This window comes from Phycisphaerales bacterium, from assembly GCA_035627955.1.
Taxonomy (GTDB): Bacteria; Planctomycetota; Phycisphaerae; order Phycisphaerales; family UBA1924; genus JAEYTB01.
In genome coordinates, this window is record DASPKU010000013.1 from 109,168 (window position 1) to 126,333 (window position 17,166).

The window sequence follows — 17,166 nt, forward strand, 5'->3', positions numbered from 1 at the left end:
ATCGAATGAAGCCGCTCTACCGTCAACTGCTGCCGCTGGTGGCCCTGTGCGCCGGGTCCACCATGGCGCTCGCCCAGAACACCGAGACCGAGGACAACAACAACAAGTCGCTCGCCAACGCGATCCCCAACCTCGCGTCGGGGGCCTCGATCATCGGCAACTCGACCGGCAGTTCGACCACCGCGGTGGGCGCCGCCACGGCGGACTACTTCCTCATCTCCACGGCTTCGGCCCCCGCCGGCATCTACCGGCACCGCATCCTCGTCGAGACGGAGATCGCCGGCCACACCGCGACGATCCGCGGCCTCACCCGCACGGGCGGCTCGCCCAACCCGGGCACCGACGCCGCCGTGCAGACCTCCTCGACGACGACCACCCCCGCCCGGTTCGTGCAGTGGTATGGGTTCGGACGCCAGGAGCAGCTGTACTTTCGCGTCACCGGTACGACGAGCACGACCTCGGACTACACGGCGACGCTGACGACCGAGAGCGTCACCCCGATCGACGCGGGCACGTTCTACCAGGGCGCCATCACGCTCGCCCGTCCGACAGGGGTGACGACCGATTACGACATGTGGGTCTACGACAGCACCCTCACCGCGATGGCGGATTACGGCATCGACGACCCTGAGACCTTCACCCGCAACTTCACCCCCGGCACGTACTACGTCGCGTACTCGCCCACGAACCTTGCGAACGATCAGTCCGCGGGCACGGGCGACACGGCCCTGACCACGGCCGCGATGGACTTCCCCAACGTGGTGGTGGCGAGCACGTCCACGAACGTGGCCAACATGCCGCTGCGGATCACCGACCAGTTCGGGCCGGTGGACGTGGCCGCCGGACGCGGGGCGTACGAGGTGATCTGGGTCAAGTTCGTTGTGAGCGATGTGGCGCCGGCGAACGGGTCGTGCTGCCTCCCGGACGGCACGTGCATGGCCGCGACCTCGGTGAGCTGCGCGACGCTCGGCGGCACTTACGGGGGCAACGGCACGGACTGCCAGACGGCCAACTGCCCCCAGCCCGGCGCCTGCTGCTTCTCGACCGATTACACCTGCCAGATCCTGAGCGAGGCCCAGTGCGCCACCGCGGGCGGCACGTACTCGGGCAACGGCACGGCGTGCACGAGCTGTGCGCCCCCGCCGGACGGGTCGGTGCTGGTGATCGCGGCGGACAGCACTGCCAACGTGACCGACGTGAAGGTCAAGCTTGAGGGCACCGGCCTCTTCCCGGCGGTGGTGGCCAAGGTGATCACCTCCCCGGCCCCGACCCCGACGCTCGAGTACATCAGCCAGTTCGACGCCGTGCTGCTGTGGACCAACAGCAGCCTGAGCGATAGCGCCGTGATGGGCAACGTCCTGGCCGACTATGTCGACGCTGGCGGCGGCTTTGTGAACGCGATGTTCTCGGTTGGCACCACCACGACCAACCGCTTCCTCGCGGGACGTTGGGACGCGACGTACCAGATCATCCCGCAGCAGGGCGGCAACACGACCGGCGCGGCGGGCGTGGGCATTGGCACGCGTGACCTGCCGGAACACCCGATCCTGGCGAACGTGAACTCCTTCCTGGGCGGCACCTCGAACCACCGCCCGACCTCGACGGCCTTCACCAGCCACGGCCAGCGCGTGGCCGCGTGGCAGGACGGCAAGACGCTTGTCGGTGTCAGCACGACCCGTGCAAACCGCGCCGACCTTGGCTTCGTGCCGTACTCCACCAGTGCCAGCTCGGCGGGGTGGAACGCGAGCACGGACGGGGCCATCCTGATGGCCAACGCCCTGCGGTACACCATGCCCGTCTCCTGCCCCGGCAACCAGTGCGGGCCGCAGGACTACAACGGTGACGGCGACAGCGGCACCGACCAGGACATCGAGGCGTTCTTCGCGTGCCTGGGCGGCAACTGCTGCGATACCTGCTTCTGCCAGGGCAGCGACTTCAACGGCGACGGCGACATCGGCACGGACCAGGACATCGAGGCGTTCTTTCGCGTGCTGGGCGGCAGCCCCTGCTGAGCTGACGCGCTGCTGACAGAGCACACCAAGCCGGGGCGGCCGACCGCCCCGGCTTTTCTTGTTGACAACAGATAAGCTTTAGCGTATATATTCCGCGTGCACCGTGCCGCCGCGGACCAGTCCGTCTTCCACGCCATCGCCGACCCCACGCGTCGGGCGATCCTGGATGCGCTGCGGGGCGGGGAGGCGACGGCGTCGGACCTGATGGACGCGGCGGCGGGGGAGCGGATGACGCAGCCGGCGTTCAGCCAGCACCTGCGGGTGCTGCGGGAAGCGGGGCTGATCGCGGCGCGGAAGGAGGGGCGGGCGCGGGTGTACCGCTTCAACCCCGAGCCGCTGAGCGAGGTGGCGGTGTGGATGAGCGCGTACGACAAGTTCTGGGAGCAGAAGCTGGACGCGCTGGGGGCGCACCTGGCGCGGGTGCATGGGGCGAAGAAGCAGGGTTGAAAGGGAAGAGAGGCAGTTGGCCTTAAGGGTTCTGGGCATGAGGCACCAAGGCATCGAGGCGAAGACCGCGAGGGGGCAGCGATGAGGGGCATCCGCAAGGAGCGGTTCTATCCGTACCCGCCGCAGGACGTGTGGGTGGCGATCACCGACCCGCGTGCGATCGCGGAGTGGCTGATGCCGAACACGTTCAAGGCGGAGGTGGGGCACAAGTTCCGCTTCATGACGGATCCGATGCCGTTCTGTGAGGGGCACACGGAGTGCGAGGTGACCGAGTGCGACCCGCCGCGTCGGCTGGCGTACACGTGGCTGATCGCGTGGCCTGAGAAGCCGGGGAAGCGGGCGATGAAGCAGCCGCTGCCGATGGTGGTGTCGTGGACGCTGACGGCGGAGAACGGCGGCACGCGCCTGGTGTTCGAGCAGACGCCGTACATCGGGCCGCGGGCCATCTTCACGTTCATCAGCATGAACATGGGCTGGGGCTGGATGCACAAGAAGCTGCTGCCACGGGTGCTGGCCCGGGTCAAGAACGGCGTGTTCGAGCCGGGGGCGATCCCGCCGGAGAAGCGAACCTACAAGGCGAAGACGATCCCGCCGGAGTTCGTGAAGTAGTGGTCGATGAAGTTCACCCACGGCCGTGTTGGCCGGTTCAACCAAGGAGAGTTCTCATGAAGTGCACGCTCTGCCCCGCTGCCCTCATCGGTCTGTCGCTGCTCGCCGGCGGCTCGCTCATCGCCCTCGCGCAGCCGGAGAAGTCCGGCGCTCCCGCGAAGGGCCAGCCGGAGAAGGCGCAGCCCGACCACCAGATGCAGCCGGACATGGCGAAGATGATGGCGGCGATGGAGGCCGCGTCGACTCCGGGGGCCAACCACAAGCTTCTGGAGCAGTGGATCGGCACGTGGGACACGACGATGAAGATCATGATGCCCGGCGCCCCCGCGATGGAGAGCAAGGGGCGTGCGGAGGTGTCGTGGCTGTTCGAGGGCCGCTGGCTGCAGGAGCGCGTCGACGGCGACATGATGGGCCAGCCCATGAAGGGGCTGAGCATCATCGGCTACGACAACTTCAACAAGTGCTTCGTCAGCTCCTGGGTGGACAACCACTCAACCGCCATGATCACCTCGACCGGCTCGCTGGACCAGACCGGCAAGGTGCTCACGATGTTCGGCCGCATGGACGAGCCCATGACCGGCGAGCACAACAAGACCGTGCGCTTCCAGACGACCTTTGTGGACAAGGACACCCGCAAGTTCACCATCGACGAGGTGCAGTACGGGCAGCCGTTCACGGTGGTGGAGATCACCTACAAGCGGGCGAAGTAAGCGCCCTACGCGGCCAGCACCCGCGAGGGCGGCGACAACACCCACTGCAGCAGCTGCTCCAGGTTCATCGGCTTGCCGAACAGGTAGCCCTGCGCCTTGTGGCACTCCAGCGCGAGCACGCTGGCCAGCTGCTCATTGGTCTCCACGCCCTCGGCCACCACACCCAGGCCGAGGTGGCCCGAGAGCGTGACGATCGCGTGGATGATCGCCGGGATCGCCGCGGTGCTCCCCAGGTTGGCTACAAACGATCTGTCGAGCTTCAGCCCCGAGAGCGGGAGCGACTTGAGGCAGCTGAGGGAGGAGTATCCCGTCCCGAAGTCGTCCATGTACACGTCGATGCCGGTCTCGCGCAGGCGTCGGATAGTGGCCGCGGCGGCGTCGAAGTCGTCCATGACCACGGTCTCGGTGACTTCCAGCGCGAGCGCCTGAGCGGGTACGCCGCATTCGTTCAGGATGCCGCTGATGGTCCCGACCAGGGAAGGCTGCGCGAACTGCCGGCTGGACAGGTTGACGTTCACCCGAGCGGCGGCAGCGTCGGGGCATGCTGCCCGCAGCCGGCGGAGATCGCTGCATGCGACGCGGAGGACGTGCTCGCCGAGCGGCACGATCAGGCCGGTCTCCTCGGCGATGGGGATGAAGCGCTCCGGGCTGATCGGGCCGTGCTCCGGGTGGCTCCAGCGGGCCAACGCTTCCACGCCGACAAGCCCGCCGGTCTTCAGGCAAATGATCGGCTGGTACAGGACGGAGATGTCGCCGCGCATGATGGCGCGGCGGAGGTCGGACTCGAGCCGCAGACGCGCGATCGCCGCCTCGTGCATGGCCGCGTCGAAGAAGGACTGGCGGGCCCGCCCGCTGGACTTGGCGTGGTACATCGCGGTGTCGGCGTCGCGAAGCACCTCGTCAGGGGTGGTGTACCCCGCCCTGTCGAGCGTGATCCCGATGCTGACGGTCGAGTGCAGCTCGTTGCCCGCGAGCACGAAGGGATCGAGGAGCGCCCGGTGGACCGCGTTAGCAGCGGCGAGCGCCTCCGTCTCGGTGCAGACGTCTCTGAGCAGGATCACGAATTCATCGCCGCCCAGGCGTGCCACTGTGTGCCCGCGCCCGGGCAGGCCGGCGATGCAATGTGAGAGTCGCTCGGCAATGGCGACGAGGAGCTGGTCGCCCACAAGGTGTCCGAGGCTGTCATTGACTACCTTGAACCGGTCGAAGTCCAGAAAGAGGACCGCGAACCCGGCGCACGTTCCCTCGCGCCGGTCCTTGATCGTGCGCTCCAGGCAGTCGCGGAGGAGCGCGCGGTTCGGCAGCCCGGTCAGGCGGTCGAAGTAGGCGCCGCGCCGGAGCTGGTCCTCGCTCTCCTTGCGGCGGCTGATGTCAGTGATTGAGCCCGCCATCCGGGCGGGACACCCCTCCTCATCGCGCACGGCCACACCCCGCGAGAGCACCCACATGTACTGGCCCGTGCTGGTGCGCACGCGGTACTCAACCTCGAGGTGTGAGGTGGCGCCGTTGAGGTGATCCTGCACCGCCCTGCGGACGGCCGGCGCGTCGTTGGGGTGCATGCGCGCGAACCAGTCCTCCGGATTGTCGGCCGGCTGGTCATCCGCGAACCCGGCGACCTCGCGCGCCCGCTTGGAGCAGTACACCTTGTCGGTGCGGAGGTCCCAGTCCCACAGGCCGTCGTTCGCACCACGGGCCGCGAGCGCGTACCGCTCCTCGCTTTCTTCGAGCGCCTGCCGTACGAGCTCCAGCTCGTGCACCTGCTGCTGGAGACGCTTGTTGGTGCTGGCGATCTCAGCGGTGCGGAGGCGGACGACTTCCTCCAGCTCGCACAGCTTCATGCCCGCGTGCCTGGAAGCGCGCCACTTCTCCGTCATCGCGCACGCGAACTGCGCGATCTCTGAGGTATCAAACGGCTTCTTGAGCAGCATCAGGCGGTGGGTGCGACCGAGGCGGTTGAGGATGTCCTCCCGGGAGTGGTCGGAGTACGCGGTGCAGATCACGACTTGGAGCTCTGGGTCCTCCTTCCAGAGGTGCTCGATGGTCTCCAGCCCGTCCCAACCGGGGGGCATGCGCATGTCCACGAACGCGAGCGCGAAGGGGCGCCCCTCGCGTTTGGCCTGGCGGAGGAGTTCAAGCGCCTGCTGTCCCTGGTGCGCCGAGCTCAGGTCGTACCGCTCAACCTCCACCGGCGCCGCGGGCTGTCCGAAGATCGCTGCCTCCAGGTCCGCAATTCCCCCGCCGGTCTGCGGCGGCGCGAGGATCTTGCGGAAGTCCTCGTGAATATCAGGATTGTCATCGACCACCAGCACACGCCGGTGCTCGGGAATGGAGTGGCTCATGCCGCTGTCCTTTCCACGCCCGTGTCGGCAGGGATTTCAATAGTGAACTCCGCCCCCTGCCCGGGCCCCGCGCTGGCTGCGCCGATGGTCCCGCCCATCGCCTTGATCGCGAGCGCAGCGGTGTGAAGCCCGAAGCCGTGCCCGTCCCTGCGGGTGGTGAAGCCATGGCAGAAGACGCGCCTCAGGTTCTCAGGCGCGATGCCGCACCCGTTGTCGGAGACGCGGACGCACACGTTGACTCCGCGCGGCTCGACGCGGATCGTGAGCCGCCGCTCGCCCCCCGGGGTCTCTGAGAGGGCCTGCTTGCTGTTGGTCAGAAGGTTCACGAGCACCTGCAGCATCTGGTGGCGCTCGACACGGATCGGCGGCGCTGGGCGGTACTCGCGCACGACCTTCACGCCGTGCCGGATGAGCGCCGCCTCGGTGATACGGATGGCGTCGTCGGCCAGGGCGGCGAGGTCCTCACGCTCGCGCACCGGGCTCACCTTCGCGTACGTCTGCTGCATGGCGACGATCTCGCGGATGTGCTCGATGCTCTTACGGAGATTCGAGAGTTCCTGCAGGACCACGTCGCGTTCCTGCTGAAGAGAGCGGCCCAGCTCGGGGAGGTACTCGATGATTCTTGATCCGGCGGGGTCCGCGCCGAGGAACTCGGGCAGGCGGCCGGCGTTGCTCCGGAGCAGGTCGGCGATCTGGGTCACGCGCCCGCAGCGTGAGCCGCGCACCGCTTCCTCAGTCAGAGTCGCTGACACATTGACACTATTAAGCACATTGCCCACGTTGTGCAGCACGCCCGACGCGACCTCTGCCATGCCGGCCTGGTGGCTCACCTCAAGCAGCTGCCGATTCAGCTCCGCCCGCTCGGTCTCCAGGCGGTGACGTTCGGTGAAGTCCCGGAGCGTGAGGACGGCCCCGCGCTGCTTCTCGCCCAGTGGAGTGACGGTGAAGGTGACGACGCGGTCCTCCGCGCCAAGCACCAGCAGGCGGGCTCCTTCCGAGGTGCGCTCAGGAGAGGCGCCGGCCCCGAGCACCTGAGCGAGAGGCTGACCGTCGGCGGTGCGGGCGTGGACGAGCTCGGCGAGCATCCGCCCCGGGCGCGCCTCCGCCGCGGGCACCTGAAGGAGGCGGCAGGCCTCGGGGTTGATGAACAGGATGGACCCGTTCTCGTCGACGGCGCAGACGCCCTCAATGAGGGAGCAGATCACAGCCGAAATTGTGTCGCGCTCGCCCGCAAGCTGCTGGTAGAGCTGACCCATCTCATCCGAGGACAGGGCCAGCGACCGCTCAAGCAGGTACCGGTCGTGGTCGGCCTGCTCATAGGCCCGGGCTACCGCCTCTAGGAACGAGGACCACGCCTCCGCGGAGGCCGGCGGGGAATCGGAAGCGAGCCCGGCTCGCTTCAGCTGTCGAACGACCAGCGCGTGCACGTGTTCACTCCTCGGTGATGGTCGTGAGTGTCATCGTCTGGTTGTGCAGGTCGCAACCGCCCGTTGCGAATGGCGAGATTTCTCCGTACGAGTAGAACCCCACTTGGGCCGAGCCCTGGGGCAGAACCTCCATCGCCCGCTCCAGCTCTTCCTCGGTACGCTCGCCCAGGACCAGGCGGCGTCCCACGCAGCTCACGGCGATGCTGAGGCAGGGCCGCTCGCTCGAGTTGGTGCTGCGGGTCATCAGCGCCGACTGGGCCGCGCCCTCCACCAGACGATCGAAGTTCGCACGCATGAGCTGAGCGAGGTACCCCTGGGGGATGTCGCCGGCGAAGGTCAGGCTCTGGTCCTTCTCGTCCACACCGAGAATCGTGCGCACGAACGAGTTCTGATCGGACCGGTCGCGCCGGAGAGAAAGCGGGAACAGCAGCGCCGAGGCTGGCAGTTCCTTGGCGCGGTCACCAAGGTAGTTTTTGTACAAAGGCAGCGCCGGCTTTCCGTCCAGTTCCAACAGGACGTTGCCGCGGGACCTGGTGACGACCCGTTCGGGGCCGAAGACGTCCCATCCGCCCTTGGAACCGTGCCCAATACGGACCCGATCGCCGTAGAGGCCGACCGCCGTGACCAGCCCGTCGCTGGGCTCGCCCCCGCGCAGGACCCACGTTGAGGCGAAGCGCGCCCCATCACCGGCGAGCCCGCCCGTGATGACCACCGAGGCCGGCAACGCCGCGGCGAGGCCGCGCACGAGTTCCGAGCCGTTGACCTTGAGGCCGTCGGAGAACACGAGCACGCCCCGGAGCCCTGGGCGAATGAGCTGCTCGGCGATGAGGTTCCCTGCCCGCGCCGAGTCCTCTGGCGAGCGGACCGGGGCGCTCACGGTAGAAAGGGTCGTGTGCTCAAATCGGATTGCGGCGCAGGAGATGGTCTCGTCAAAGAGCCCTGTGCCCTGGATCTCGCCCGCGGTCGAGCAGCCGACGATGTGCGAGGTCGGGAACGCCTCACGGAGTTGGCGAAGAGGTGCGGGGTCCTCTCGCAGGCCGCTCCAACCGAATGCGACGACGAGCGTCCGTCCGGAGTCAATGCGCGGGAAGTTGCTCCAGCCCCGCTTCTTGTCGTAGGTGAAGGTCTCGATGGCCGCGGTAGACGTTCTCATGGATTGCTCCTTGCGCGAACCCGCCGACAGGCAGGTATCGACGTGCAAGGGGCACGCCTTGAGCGTGTGTTAAGATCGCAAGAGGATGGGGATAGCCACGCGCGTGAGAAGGGCTGTTCTTTCGGTCGGCATGCACCGGCCGATAAGGCCACTCGACCAATGCCCTAAGAGCTTACCGCAGAACCTCGTCCATTTTCCGTTTCTCGCCGGGCGTCATTCCCTCGACCGGGATGGCATTCACGAGGTCCTCGATGACGTCATCGCTGGTGACCTGATCCGCCTCGGCGTTGAAGTTGAGGAGGAGGCGGTGGCGCAGCACGGGCTTGGCCACGGCCTTCACGTGCGCGGGGGTGACGTGGGTGGAGCCCGCTAGCAGGGCTCCGGCCTTGGCCGCGAGGATCAGGTACTCGCTCGCCCGGGGCCCGGCGCCCCACTGGAGGTAGTCGCCGACCTTGGACGGCCGGGTGAGGCCCAGGTCCATCGGCTCCTTGATGCGGGTGGCGCGCACAAGACGCAGGGCGTAAGCGATCACGTGGTCGGCGACGGGCATCTGGCGGACGACGTCCTGCACGCGCCGGATCGCCACTTCATCCATGACGGCCTGCACCGGCTCGTTGCTGCGCACGCTGCTGCGGCGCACGATCTCCATTTCTTCGGTGATCGTCGGGTACTTGATGTTGATCATGAACATGAATCGGTCCAGCTGCGCCTCGGGCAGCGGGTACGTGCCTTCCTGCTCGATCGGGTTCTGCGTCGCCAGCACGAAGAAGGGGACGGGCAGGTCGTGGCGCACGCCGCCGACGGTCACCTGCCGCTCCTGCATCGCCTCCAGCAGCGCGGCCTGGGTCTTCGGGGGCGTGCGGTTGATCTCGTCGGCCAGGATGACGTTGGCGAAGATCGGGCCGCGGACGAAACGCAGCTCGCGGTGCCCGGTCGTGCGGTCCTCCTGAATGACCTCCGTCCCGGTAATGTCGGCGGGCATGAGGTCGGGGGTGAACTGGATGCGCGAGAAGCCCAGCGACAGCGTGCGGGCGATCGTGGAGATCAGCAGGGTCTTGGCGAGGCCAGGAACGCCGACAACGACAGCGTGCCCGCGGCAGAAGATCGCCATCAGCATCTGGTCGACCACCTCGTCCTGCCCGACGATGACCTTGCGGATCTCGTCGCGCAGGCGGCGGTAGGCGGACTGCACTTCCTGGACGGCCTCGGGCATGTGCTGGGGGTGCTGGGGGGAGTGGGGGGCTGTCGTCATGGGCTGATCCTAGGAAACCGGCGGCCAGCGGCTGAGCCGGGTTGGTTCTTCTATGAGTCCGACGCGCTCGCCGCGTCAGATGAGGGGCTCAGGTCCGAGGTGAGGGGCCCCGTGTCCAGGCCCCAAGTTCACGCCCACGCGGCGACCATCACCACCCAGTCCTCCCCCAGCTCACCTGGCGACTCCACCGGGCGGGGCTGCTGGCCCGGGGCGACGTTGAGCTCCTTGTACACGGCCACGCGCTGGTAGCCGGCTTCCGCGAACGCGTCACGCAGCTCGGGCAGGGACCACAGCCGCCAGTCGTACACGAACGCCCGCGGCCACTCGGCCATTAGCTCGCCGTCGCGGATCACCCGGAAGGAGATGGCGTTGCGGACCATCCCCGTCACCGGGTCCGCGGCCTCGTGCTCCCAGTGGTACTTGATGACCTCGGGGCCGCGGGACATGTGGGTGCGGTCGAGGGAGCCCAGGCGGAAGGCGCCCGCGCCGCCGTAGAGGTCGCAGACGAAGACGCCGCCACCAAAGCCGCCCTGGCCGCGGAGGAGGCGCTCGCGGGTGTGGCAGAGGTACTGAATGAGGGCGGGGCGGTCGTAGATGTAGCCGAGGGAGAAGTTGCCCACCCAGACGATGTCCGCGGCGTCGTTGGGCGCGGGCGGAGTGGCGATGCAGTCGGCGCGGGTCAGGGTGAGGCGGTCGGTGATGTTGAGATTGCGGGCGAGGCGGGCGGCGCGATCCAGGGCATCGCCATCAAGGTCAATGCCGACTGCCCTGCCGCCCTCCTCGCACCAGCGGCGTGCCACTGCCGCGGTGCCGCAGAAGTCCTCACGGAGGATGGTGGGCTCATTGGCGTGGATGCCGCGAAGCATGGCGGTGACATGCCGGGCCGACTGCACGCACAGCTCGTAGCACTCGTAGCGGTCCATGCGGGTGGTTGCCTCGCTGCGAGTGCCCAGACTACCGCCCCATGCGGCGGGCGAGCAGGAACGCGACCTCGAGGGCCTGCTGGTAGTTGAGGCGGGGGTCGCAGGCGCTGGCGTAGTTCTGCGAGAGCTGGCTCTCGGTGATGCCCACTGCCCCGCCGGTGCACTCGGTCACATCGTCACCGGTCAACTCCAGGTGCACGCCGCCGAGTGGCACGCCCGCGAGCTGGTGCGCGGCGTAGGTGGCTTCGAGCTCGGCGACAATCGCCTCGAACGAGCGAGTCTTGACGCCGGTGAGCGTGGTGGTGGTGTTGCCGTGCATCGGGTCGCACACCCACAGCGGGTTAATGCCGGCGATTTTCGCGGCTTCCAGCAGCGGCGGCAGGACGCGCTGCACGTGGTGCGCGCCCATGCGGGTGATGAACACCAGCTTCCCGGGCTCGTTGGCTGGATTGAGCGTGGTCGCGAGGTGGACGAGGTCGTTTGCGGTGGCGGTGGGTCCGAGCTTCACGCCCACGGGGTTGCGGATGCCGCGGGCGTACTCGACGTGGGCGCCGCCGAGGGCGCGCGTGCGGTCGCCGATCCACGGCAGGTGCGTCGAGAGGTTGTAGAACCCCGCGCGACGCGGGACGGGTCGCGTCTGGGCGGACTCGTACCAGAGGTTCAGGGCTTCATGGCTGGTGAAGAACTCGGCGCGGGTGAGGTCGTTGATGCTGGTCTCGCCCATGGCCTCCATGAACTTGAGGCCGTCGATGAGGTTGGCAGTCATCCGCTGGTACTCGGCCCGGAGAGCGGGGTCGAGCGAGGCCTGCTTGCTGAAAGAGACGTCCCAGTACTCGGGGTGGTGGACGTCGGCGAAGCCGCCGGCGACAAGGGAGCGGACGAAGTTGAGCGTGAGGGCCGCGTGCTGGTAGCCCTTGAGGAGCAGTCGCGGGTCGGCGCGCCGTGCCTGGGGCGTGAACTCGGCACGGTTGACGAGGTCACCGAAGTAGCTGGGCAGCGTAACGGGCTCGCCGCCGATCTCGCGGGTCTCGACCGGGCTGCTGCGGGGCTTGCTGTACTGGCCCGCGAAGCGGCCGACCCGCACCACGGGCTTCTTCAGGGCGTGCACGAGCACGAGGGACATCTGCAGGAGGATCTTGAGCTTGTTGGTGATCCGCTGGGGCTGGCAATCGTCGAGGGTTTCGGCGCAGTCGCCGCCCTGGAGGAGGAAGCGCTTGCCCTGCTGTGCCTCGGCCAGCACGGCCCGGAGGCGCTCGATTTCCCAGCTCGTCACCAGCGGCGGGAGCTTGGAGAGCTCGCGCGTGGCCGCGGCGAGCTGCGGGGCGTCGGGGTATTCGGGAAGGTGGAGGGCCGGGCGGGACTGCCATGAATCGGGCGTCCACGGCTGGTCGTGGCCCGCGGGCGCGTCGTGGAGGGAGGCGGGCATGAGTGCGGGATTGTAGGTGGATGGCGCGCCACCTGTGCACGCAGCAGCCGTTCGTTACGAGCCCCGAACGAAGTGAGCGGGCCGACTCGCCGTCGCTGGGCGCGGGCACCCTCACTGCGTTCGGGGCTCGTTACGAACGGCGAGGGGCTCCAAGGGAGGCCACAAGAAAATTCCAGATTCGGCTTATGCGACCTGCGCAGCCCGTCGATGCATGGGGTGTCGTGCGGTTGTGACCGCCGATGCCGGCGGCGTCGCCGGGCGCACGGAGGCGGACACACAAGGCACGGAGGCCTGCTTTTACAGATACGGAGCCGAACATGGCCACGAAGACTCGCACGCGTACGAACAACCGCACCACCACCCGCACGGGCACCCGCCGCACCAACGCCCGCACCAGCCGCAAGGCTGGTCGTACCCCCGGCCGCAAGGCTTCCACGTGGAAAGCCGCGAAGAAGTGGGGCGCCCGCACGTGGAAGAAGTCGGGCACGGCCACCACCACGAAGAAGAACTGGAAGAAGACCGGCAAGACCACCGCCCGCAAGACCACCGCTCGCAACACGACGGCCCGCAAGACCACCGGCCGCATCACCGCCCGCAAGACGGGGACCGTGACCTTCACCAACAACTGGTGGAACAACAACAGCCCCGCCTTCAACAAGGCCTGGAACAAGGGCACGAGCAACCGCTTCAACAACGTCAAGGCCGCGAGCCGCACCACCAAGGCGCGCAAGGCCACCACGAAGAACAAGAACTGGACCGGCAAGAAGGCCACGACGACCAGCACCAACTGGCGGACCTTCCGTCGCGCCGCCTGAGGCCACCGGGTCCTGCATCGAACGTTGCTCTTTCATTGAGCCTCGGCACGCCCCGGCCTGTTCGGCGGGGCGTGCCGCATTTTTGCGCCTGGAATGAAAGCACGGCCCCTGGGGGGCCGTGCGAATAAGGGGACAAGAGGCTCTCTCTTCTGCCGCGAGCCTTGCTCAACCGCCTAGCGGGAGGCGCCCGCCATGCGGCTGCGCGGCTCGCTGGGCGTGTGCCCGTTGGTGACGTGGGCGTTCTGGCGGCCCGTCTGGGTCGGCTCACTGGCCTCGGCCTTGCCGCTGTTGATGCTGATGCGGCGGGCAGGGGCCTTCTGCACCTTGGGCAGGCGGAGGGTGAGCACGCCGTTCACCAGCTCGGCCTGGGCCTGGTCCTCGACGACCGGCGCGGGCAGCTGCACCTGACGCATGACGCTGCCCCAGCGGCGCTCGCGCCGATGCCAGGTCTTGTCGGTGTCCTCCTGTTCCTCGGCCTTCTCGGCCTTGATGGTGAGGACCCCCTCGTTGACCTCGCACGTGATGTCGCTCTCGGCGAAGCCGGGCAGTGAAGCGCGGACGATGTAGCTGTTCTGGTCCTCGCCGAAGTCCAGGGCCATGCCGGTGGACTGCTCGCGGTTGAGTGCGGTGAAGCTCACCGGCGTGAGGGCGAAGAAGGGATCGGTGCCGAAGAACTCGTCCATCATGCGGGACAGCGGCGTGAACGGGGCCGGCTGGCGGGCGGCGGGCGAGTTCGTCGGACGGTTGGTGATGCTGCGGATCATGGCTTGTGCCTCCTTTCTTCCGTCGCAGCGGATACTCAGAAGAGGGGCAAAGGCCGTGCCAGTGGGAGCCGTTTTCGTCGTGTTTCGGGGCGGGCCAGGCCCCCCGGGGTGGGTGCAAGAGTGACACCCTGGTGTCGGTTTGACAGGCAGGCATGGGGGCCGCGTGGGGGCCGATGCCGGACCCCTTCCTTACGGTCGGGGTTCTTATGCTTCCGACTATGAAGATGATCGACCTGCGCAGCGACACGGTGACCCGGCCGACCAAGGAAATGCTCAGCGCCATGACGCGGGCGGAGCTGGGGGATGACGTGCTGGGGGATGACCCCACGGTGATCCGGCTGCAGGAGGTGTTCGCGCAGCGGGTGGGCAAGGCGGCCGCGTGCTTTGTGCCCACCGGCACGATGGCGAACCAGACGGCGATCCGGGCCCACTGCGAGCCGGGGGATGAGATCATCGCCCACGCCGACAGCCACATCATCCATTACGAGACCGGCGGCCCCGCGGCGTTGTCGGGCTGCATGATCCGCCCGCTGAGCGGCGAGCGCGGGCAGTTTGATGTCGAGGACCTCGAGGCCGCCGTGAGGCCGGTGGGGATCCACGCGCCCAACTCACGGCTGCTGGAGATCGAGAACACGCAGAACCGCGGCGGCGGCTCGGTGTGGGCGCTTGACCGCCTGCGGCGGGTCACGAAGCGCGGGCGCGAGCTGGGGCTGAAGCTGCACCTGGACGGGGCCCGCCTGTGGAACGCGCATGTGGCCAGCGGCGTGTCCATGGCCGAGTACGCCTCGCACTTCGACACCGTGTCGTGCTGCTTCAGCAAGGGGCTTGGCACGCCGGCGGGGTCGATCGTGGGCGGGGACGTGGAGACCATCCGGCGGGTGGCGCGGTTCCGCAAGATGTTCGGGGGGGCGATGCGGCAGGCGGGCATTCTGGCGGGGGCGGCGCTGTACGCGATGGAGCACCACGTGCAGCGGCTGGCGGAGGACCACGCGAATGCCAGGCGCCTGGCCGAAGGCATCGCGAACATCAAGGGGCTCAGCCTGCACCCCGAGCAGGCGAAGCACGGGGTTGAGAGCAACCTGGTGTTCTTCGACCTTTCGCCCAGCCTGCCGATGACGGCAGCGGACCTGTCGGCAAAGCTGCGTTCCAACGGCGTGCTGATCATGGCGACGGCGGCCCGGCGGATGCGGGCGGTCACGCACCTGGACGCAAGCCGCGAACAGGTGGAGCAGGTGCTGAAGGTGCTGGCAGACGCGGTGAGGTAAGAACACGGGAGGCGCGCTTACGACCCGATCACGGCCAGACTGCCGATTCGGGTAAGGGCGTCCGCCGCAGCAGGCGGGTGGGGCCGGGCCGGGAGCAGCAGGTTGTAGCGTGCGAGCGCGATCCAGCGGCTGCGCTGGAGGTCGTGGAAGGAGAGGTCGAAAAGCCAGCGCCCTCCGCCTGTTCCGCTGTCGGTCGGGACAGACCCGACTTCGGCCTCAACCCACGTGGCGAGGTCGTTGAGCACTTCGGGAGTCAGCGGCGGGTTGCGTCGCACGGCAAGGATGAGCACCGCGAGCGCGTAATGCGGAGTCTCCTCGTCGCGCTGGCGATTGAGGGCGCGCCAGAGGACGAACTTCCACACAGCGTCCTCGGCTTCACATCCGACCGCTATGCAACTGTCAATGAGCTGGATCAGCGTCTCGTTCTCGGCATTGCAGTACGGGTTGTTGGAGCGGTCCGCAAGGCACTCGATGAGGTGGGCGCAGGCAAAGGCACGCATGATGTGCCCGCGCTCACCAGTCGAGCCCGGCTTGCACCGGGGATCATCGGGCTCCGACCAGCGGATGAGTTCGAGAACCTCGCGGGGGTACCAGCTGCTCAGATCGAGACGCTGGGCCTGATCGCGAAGGCGACGGAGCGCGGCCAGGTGCTCGTCTGAGTCGTTGCCGTAGTCAGCGTTCGCGATCTCCAGGAGCATGGAGTCATCGATGGCGCGGCGGACGTAGGCCATGAGAGGCTTGGGGCCGCGGTCCAGGGTGCGGAGAAACGCCAGCGCCCGCCCGATGGCTGGCGGCAGGGATTCGGGGTCAGGAGGCATGGCGAGAGCGTAGAAAGGGCCGAGTCAAGCGCGGCACTTCATAGCGACGAAGACGTCGCCATGGCACGCAAAGGCGCCCGGAGCGATCACCGGCCGGTGCGGACGCGGTTCACCTTCACGTCCATCGTCTCGGTCGTGGTCGTCATCTGCCCCGTCTTGGTGTCTCGCTTCTCCAGCATCACCTTCTGCTTCATGTTCATCGACTCGATCATGTGGTCGGCGGTGTTCCACTTGGTCTCTCCCTCGAGCTTGCCCTCGCGGAGGCGGACGCCCTGGGAGCTGGAGGTGGGGTCGAGCGAGAACGTGCCCTTGGTGGCGATGGTCGCCATCGACTGGCCCGCCGACTTAAGCGTGTTGTCGGTGCGGATCTTGACCGTGCCCAGCCCCGCCTGCATGGTGTCGTCGTTGGTCCACTTGTCGCCGACGCGGGCCTCGCCGGTGTTGCTGGTGCGGGTGGTGAGGGGACCGAAGAGGCCTTTGAACATGTCGCCGCCGCTGAGCTTGCCGCCCATGGCGCCGGTCACGCCCCCGCCCACATCGCTGATGTTTCCGTTCTTGTCCATCGTCACCGGGATGTCAACGTCGAGGATGCTGCTGAACATCGCGTCGAGCACCTCGTCCTTGCCCTGCTTCTTGCTGTCCCACGTGATCTGCTCGCCCTGCATCTCACCACTGAAGCGCATCGACTCGATCGACAGCTGCAGCGAGTAGCCCTCCTCGGGGTCGGCGCTGGTGCACTTGAGCACCACGGTCATGCTGACGTCGACGTCGCCCTGCTCCTTGGTGTCGGGCGCGGCCGGGCCGGTGGCCGTGCTCTTGCGGTTCATGTCCATGTTGAGCTTCACCTGCTGGCCGACAGTGAAGCGCGGCCGCAGGTCCACCACACGCCCGCCCGGATGGCCCCCGGGCTGACGAGGCGGCGGGGTGGGCGCGGGCGTGCGCGGCGTCTCGGTGGGCGCCCGGTCGGGCTGGGTCTGCGCGAGCGCGGGTGCGGCGAGAAGGGTAGACAGGGTGAGAACGGTGAGGGCGCGCGAAATCATGGGTGTGCTCCCGCTGGTGGGGGGTGTACCGGGAGGGGTATCGGCGGGTTGCAGGGAAGCGGGAGAGTTTCGGCAGCCGTGTGGTGCTGGAGCCTGAAGGCCGGGCACCGCCGCGGCTCATCCTTGAGTACATGGTGCACAGCCAGTCTGACTCCGTGGGTTGCCC

General features: G+C 67.8%; 15 protein-coding genes. 6 read left to right on the forward strand and 9 right to left on the reverse strand.

The window, feature by feature from the left end; genetic code table 11:
* Positions 1 to 5: 5 nt before the first annotated feature.
* The 4 genes from VD997_11580 (at position 6) to VD997_11595 (ending at position 3,778) form a co-directional block, all read left to right on the forward strand.
* On the forward strand, positions 6 to 2,012 hold the full coding sequence (locus tag VD997_11580; protein ID HYE62626.1) for a hypothetical protein: 2,007 nt from the start codon (positions 6 to 8) through the stop codon (positions 2,010 to 2,012).
* A gap of 96 nt (positions 2,013 to 2,108) precedes the next feature.
* On the forward strand, positions 2,109 to 2,459 hold the full coding sequence (locus VD997_11585) for a metalloregulator ArsR/SmtB family transcription factor (GenBank protein HYE62627.1): 351 nt from the start codon (positions 2,109 to 2,111) through the stop codon (positions 2,457 to 2,459).
* A gap of 81 nt (positions 2,460 to 2,540) precedes the next feature.
* Positions 2,541 to 3,068 carry an SRPBCC domain-containing protein gene (locus VD997_11590; protein HYE62628.1) on the forward strand — a complete coding sequence of 176 codons (528 nt, stop codon included), beginning with the start codon at positions 2,541 to 2,543 and terminating at the stop codon, positions 3,066 to 3,068.
* A gap of 56 nt (positions 3,069 to 3,124) precedes the next feature.
* Positions 3,125 to 3,778 (forward strand): DUF1579 domain-containing protein, encoded by a 654-nt coding sequence (locus VD997_11595; protein ID HYE62629.1) that lies wholly within the window; start codon positions 3,125 to 3,127, stop codon positions 3,776 to 3,778.
* A 5-nt stretch (positions 3,779 to 3,783) separates the two neighbouring features.
* Here VD997_11595 and VD997_11600 read toward each other — a convergent pair whose 3' ends face one another.
* The 6 genes from VD997_11600 to VD997_11625 all read right to left on the reverse strand — a co-directional run bounded on the left by VD997_11600 (position 3,784) and on the right by VD997_11625 (position 12,298).
* Positions 3,784 to 6,117, reverse strand: coding sequence for an EAL domain-containing protein (locus VD997_11600; protein HYE62630.1), 2,334 nt, complete (start codon positions 6,115 to 6,117; stop codon positions 3,784 to 3,786).
* Entirely contained in the window at positions 6,114 to 7,544 is a 1,431-nt protein-coding gene (locus VD997_11605; GenBank protein ID HYE62631.1) for an ATP-binding protein, read from the reverse strand. Before VD997_11605 ends, VD997_11600 begins: the two co-directional genes overlap by 4 nt.
* A 4-nt stretch (positions 7,545 to 7,548) precedes the next feature.
* Positions 7,549 to 8,697 carry an FIST N-terminal domain-containing protein gene (locus VD997_11610; protein ID HYE62632.1) on the reverse strand — a complete coding sequence of 383 codons (1,149 nt, stop codon included), beginning with the start codon at positions 8,695 to 8,697 and terminating at the stop codon, positions 7,549 to 7,551.
* A 172-nt stretch (positions 8,698 to 8,869) separates the two neighbouring features.
* Positions 8,870 to 9,949, reverse strand: a complete 1,080-nt coding sequence (locus VD997_11615) for an AAA family ATPase (protein ID HYE62633.1) — start codon at positions 9,947 to 9,949, stop codon at positions 8,870 to 8,872.
* Positions 9,950 to 10,077: 128 nt separating this feature from the next.
* Positions 10,078 to 10,872 (reverse strand): class I SAM-dependent methyltransferase, encoded by a 795-nt coding sequence (locus VD997_11620; GenBank protein ID HYE62634.1) that lies wholly within the window; start codon positions 10,870 to 10,872, stop codon positions 10,078 to 10,080.
* A gap of 31 nt (positions 10,873 to 10,903) precedes the next feature.
* Positions 10,904 to 12,298: a 3-deoxy-7-phosphoheptulonate synthase class II gene (locus VD997_11625; protein HYE62635.1), complete on the reverse strand. Its 1,395-nt coding sequence runs from the start codon at positions 12,296 to 12,298 to the stop codon at positions 10,904 to 10,906.
* A gap of 317 nt (positions 12,299 to 12,615) precedes the next feature.
* Here VD997_11625 and VD997_11630 point away from each other — a divergent pair, with 317 nt between their 5' ends.
* Entirely contained in the window at positions 12,616 to 13,113 is a 498-nt protein-coding gene (locus VD997_11630) for a hypothetical protein (protein ID HYE62636.1), read from the forward strand.
* A 173-nt stretch (positions 13,114 to 13,286) separates the two neighbouring features.
* On the opposite strand, the gene VD997_11635 is transcribed toward VD997_11630, so the two are convergent.
* Positions 13,287 to 13,877, reverse strand: coding sequence for an Hsp20/alpha crystallin family protein (locus VD997_11635; protein ID HYE62637.1), 591 nt, complete (start codon positions 13,875 to 13,877; stop codon positions 13,287 to 13,289).
* Between the two features lie 218 nt (positions 13,878 to 14,095).
* Between VD997_11635 and VD997_11640 the strand changes: the two genes are divergently transcribed.
* On the forward strand, positions 14,096 to 15,142 hold the full coding sequence (locus VD997_11640; protein ID HYE62638.1) for a GntG family PLP-dependent aldolase: 1,047 nt from the start codon (positions 14,096 to 14,098) through the stop codon (positions 15,140 to 15,142).
* A 17-nt stretch (positions 15,143 to 15,159) separates the two neighbouring features.
* Here VD997_11640 and VD997_11645 read toward each other — a convergent pair whose 3' ends face one another.
* Positions 15,160 to 15,960: a hypothetical protein gene (locus VD997_11645; GenBank protein ID HYE62639.1), complete on the reverse strand. Its 801-nt coding sequence runs from the start codon at positions 15,958 to 15,960 to the stop codon at positions 15,160 to 15,162.
* 86 nt (positions 15,961 to 16,046) lie between these two features.
* Positions 16,047 to 17,000: a DUF6263 family protein gene (locus tag VD997_11650; GenBank protein ID HYE62640.1), complete on the reverse strand. Its 954-nt coding sequence runs from the start codon at positions 16,998 to 17,000 to the stop codon at positions 16,047 to 16,049.
* Positions 17,001 to 17,166: the final 166 nt, after the last annotated feature.

Bases quoted from the DNA above. Each gene is read 5' to 3' on its own strand.
- VD997_11630 (HYE62636.1), top strand. From the start codon at position 12,616: ATGGCCACGAAGACTCGCACGCGTACGAACAACCGCACCACCACCCGC.
- VD997_11600 (HYE62630.1), bottom strand. From the start codon at position 6,117: ATGAGCCACTCCATTCCCGAGCACCGGCGTGTGCTGGTGGTCGATGAC.
- VD997_11580 (HYE62626.1), top strand. From the start codon at position 6: ATGAAGCCGCTCTACCGTCAACTGCTGCCGCTGGTGGCCCTGTGCGCC.
- VD997_11625 (HYE62635.1), bottom strand. From the start codon at position 12,298: ATGCCCGCCTCCCTCCACGACGCGCCCGCGGGCCACGACCAGCCGTGG.
- VD997_11645 (HYE62639.1), bottom strand. From the start codon at position 15,960: ATGCCTCCTGACCCCGAATCCCTGCCGCCAGCCATCGGGCGGGCGCTG.
- VD997_11595 (HYE62629.1), top strand. From the start codon at position 3,125: ATGAAGTGCACGCTCTGCCCCGCTGCCCTCATCGGTCTGTCGCTGCTC.
- VD997_11610 (HYE62632.1), bottom strand. From the start codon at position 8,697: ATGAGAACGTCTACCGCGGCCATCGAGACCTTCACCTACGACAAGAAG.
- VD997_11650 (HYE62640.1), bottom strand. From the start codon at position 17,000: ATGATTTCGCGCGCCCTCACCGTTCTCACCCTGTCTACCCTTCTCGCC.
- VD997_11620 (HYE62634.1), bottom strand. From the start codon at position 10,872: ATGGACCGCTACGAGTGCTACGAGCTGTGCGTGCAGTCGGCCCGGCAT.
- VD997_11635 (HYE62637.1), bottom strand. From the start codon at position 13,877: ATGATCCGCAGCATCACCAACCGTCCGACGAACTCGCCCGCCGCCCGC.
- VD997_11590 (HYE62628.1), top strand. From the start codon at position 2,541: ATGAGGGGCATCCGCAAGGAGCGGTTCTATCCGTACCCGCCGCAGGAC.
- VD997_11640 (HYE62638.1), top strand. From the start codon at position 14,096: ATGAAGATGATCGACCTGCGCAGCGACACGGTGACCCGGCCGACCAAG.
- VD997_11615 (HYE62633.1), bottom strand. From the start codon at position 9,949: ATGACGACAGCCCCCCACTCCCCCCAGCACCCCCAGCACATGCCCGAG.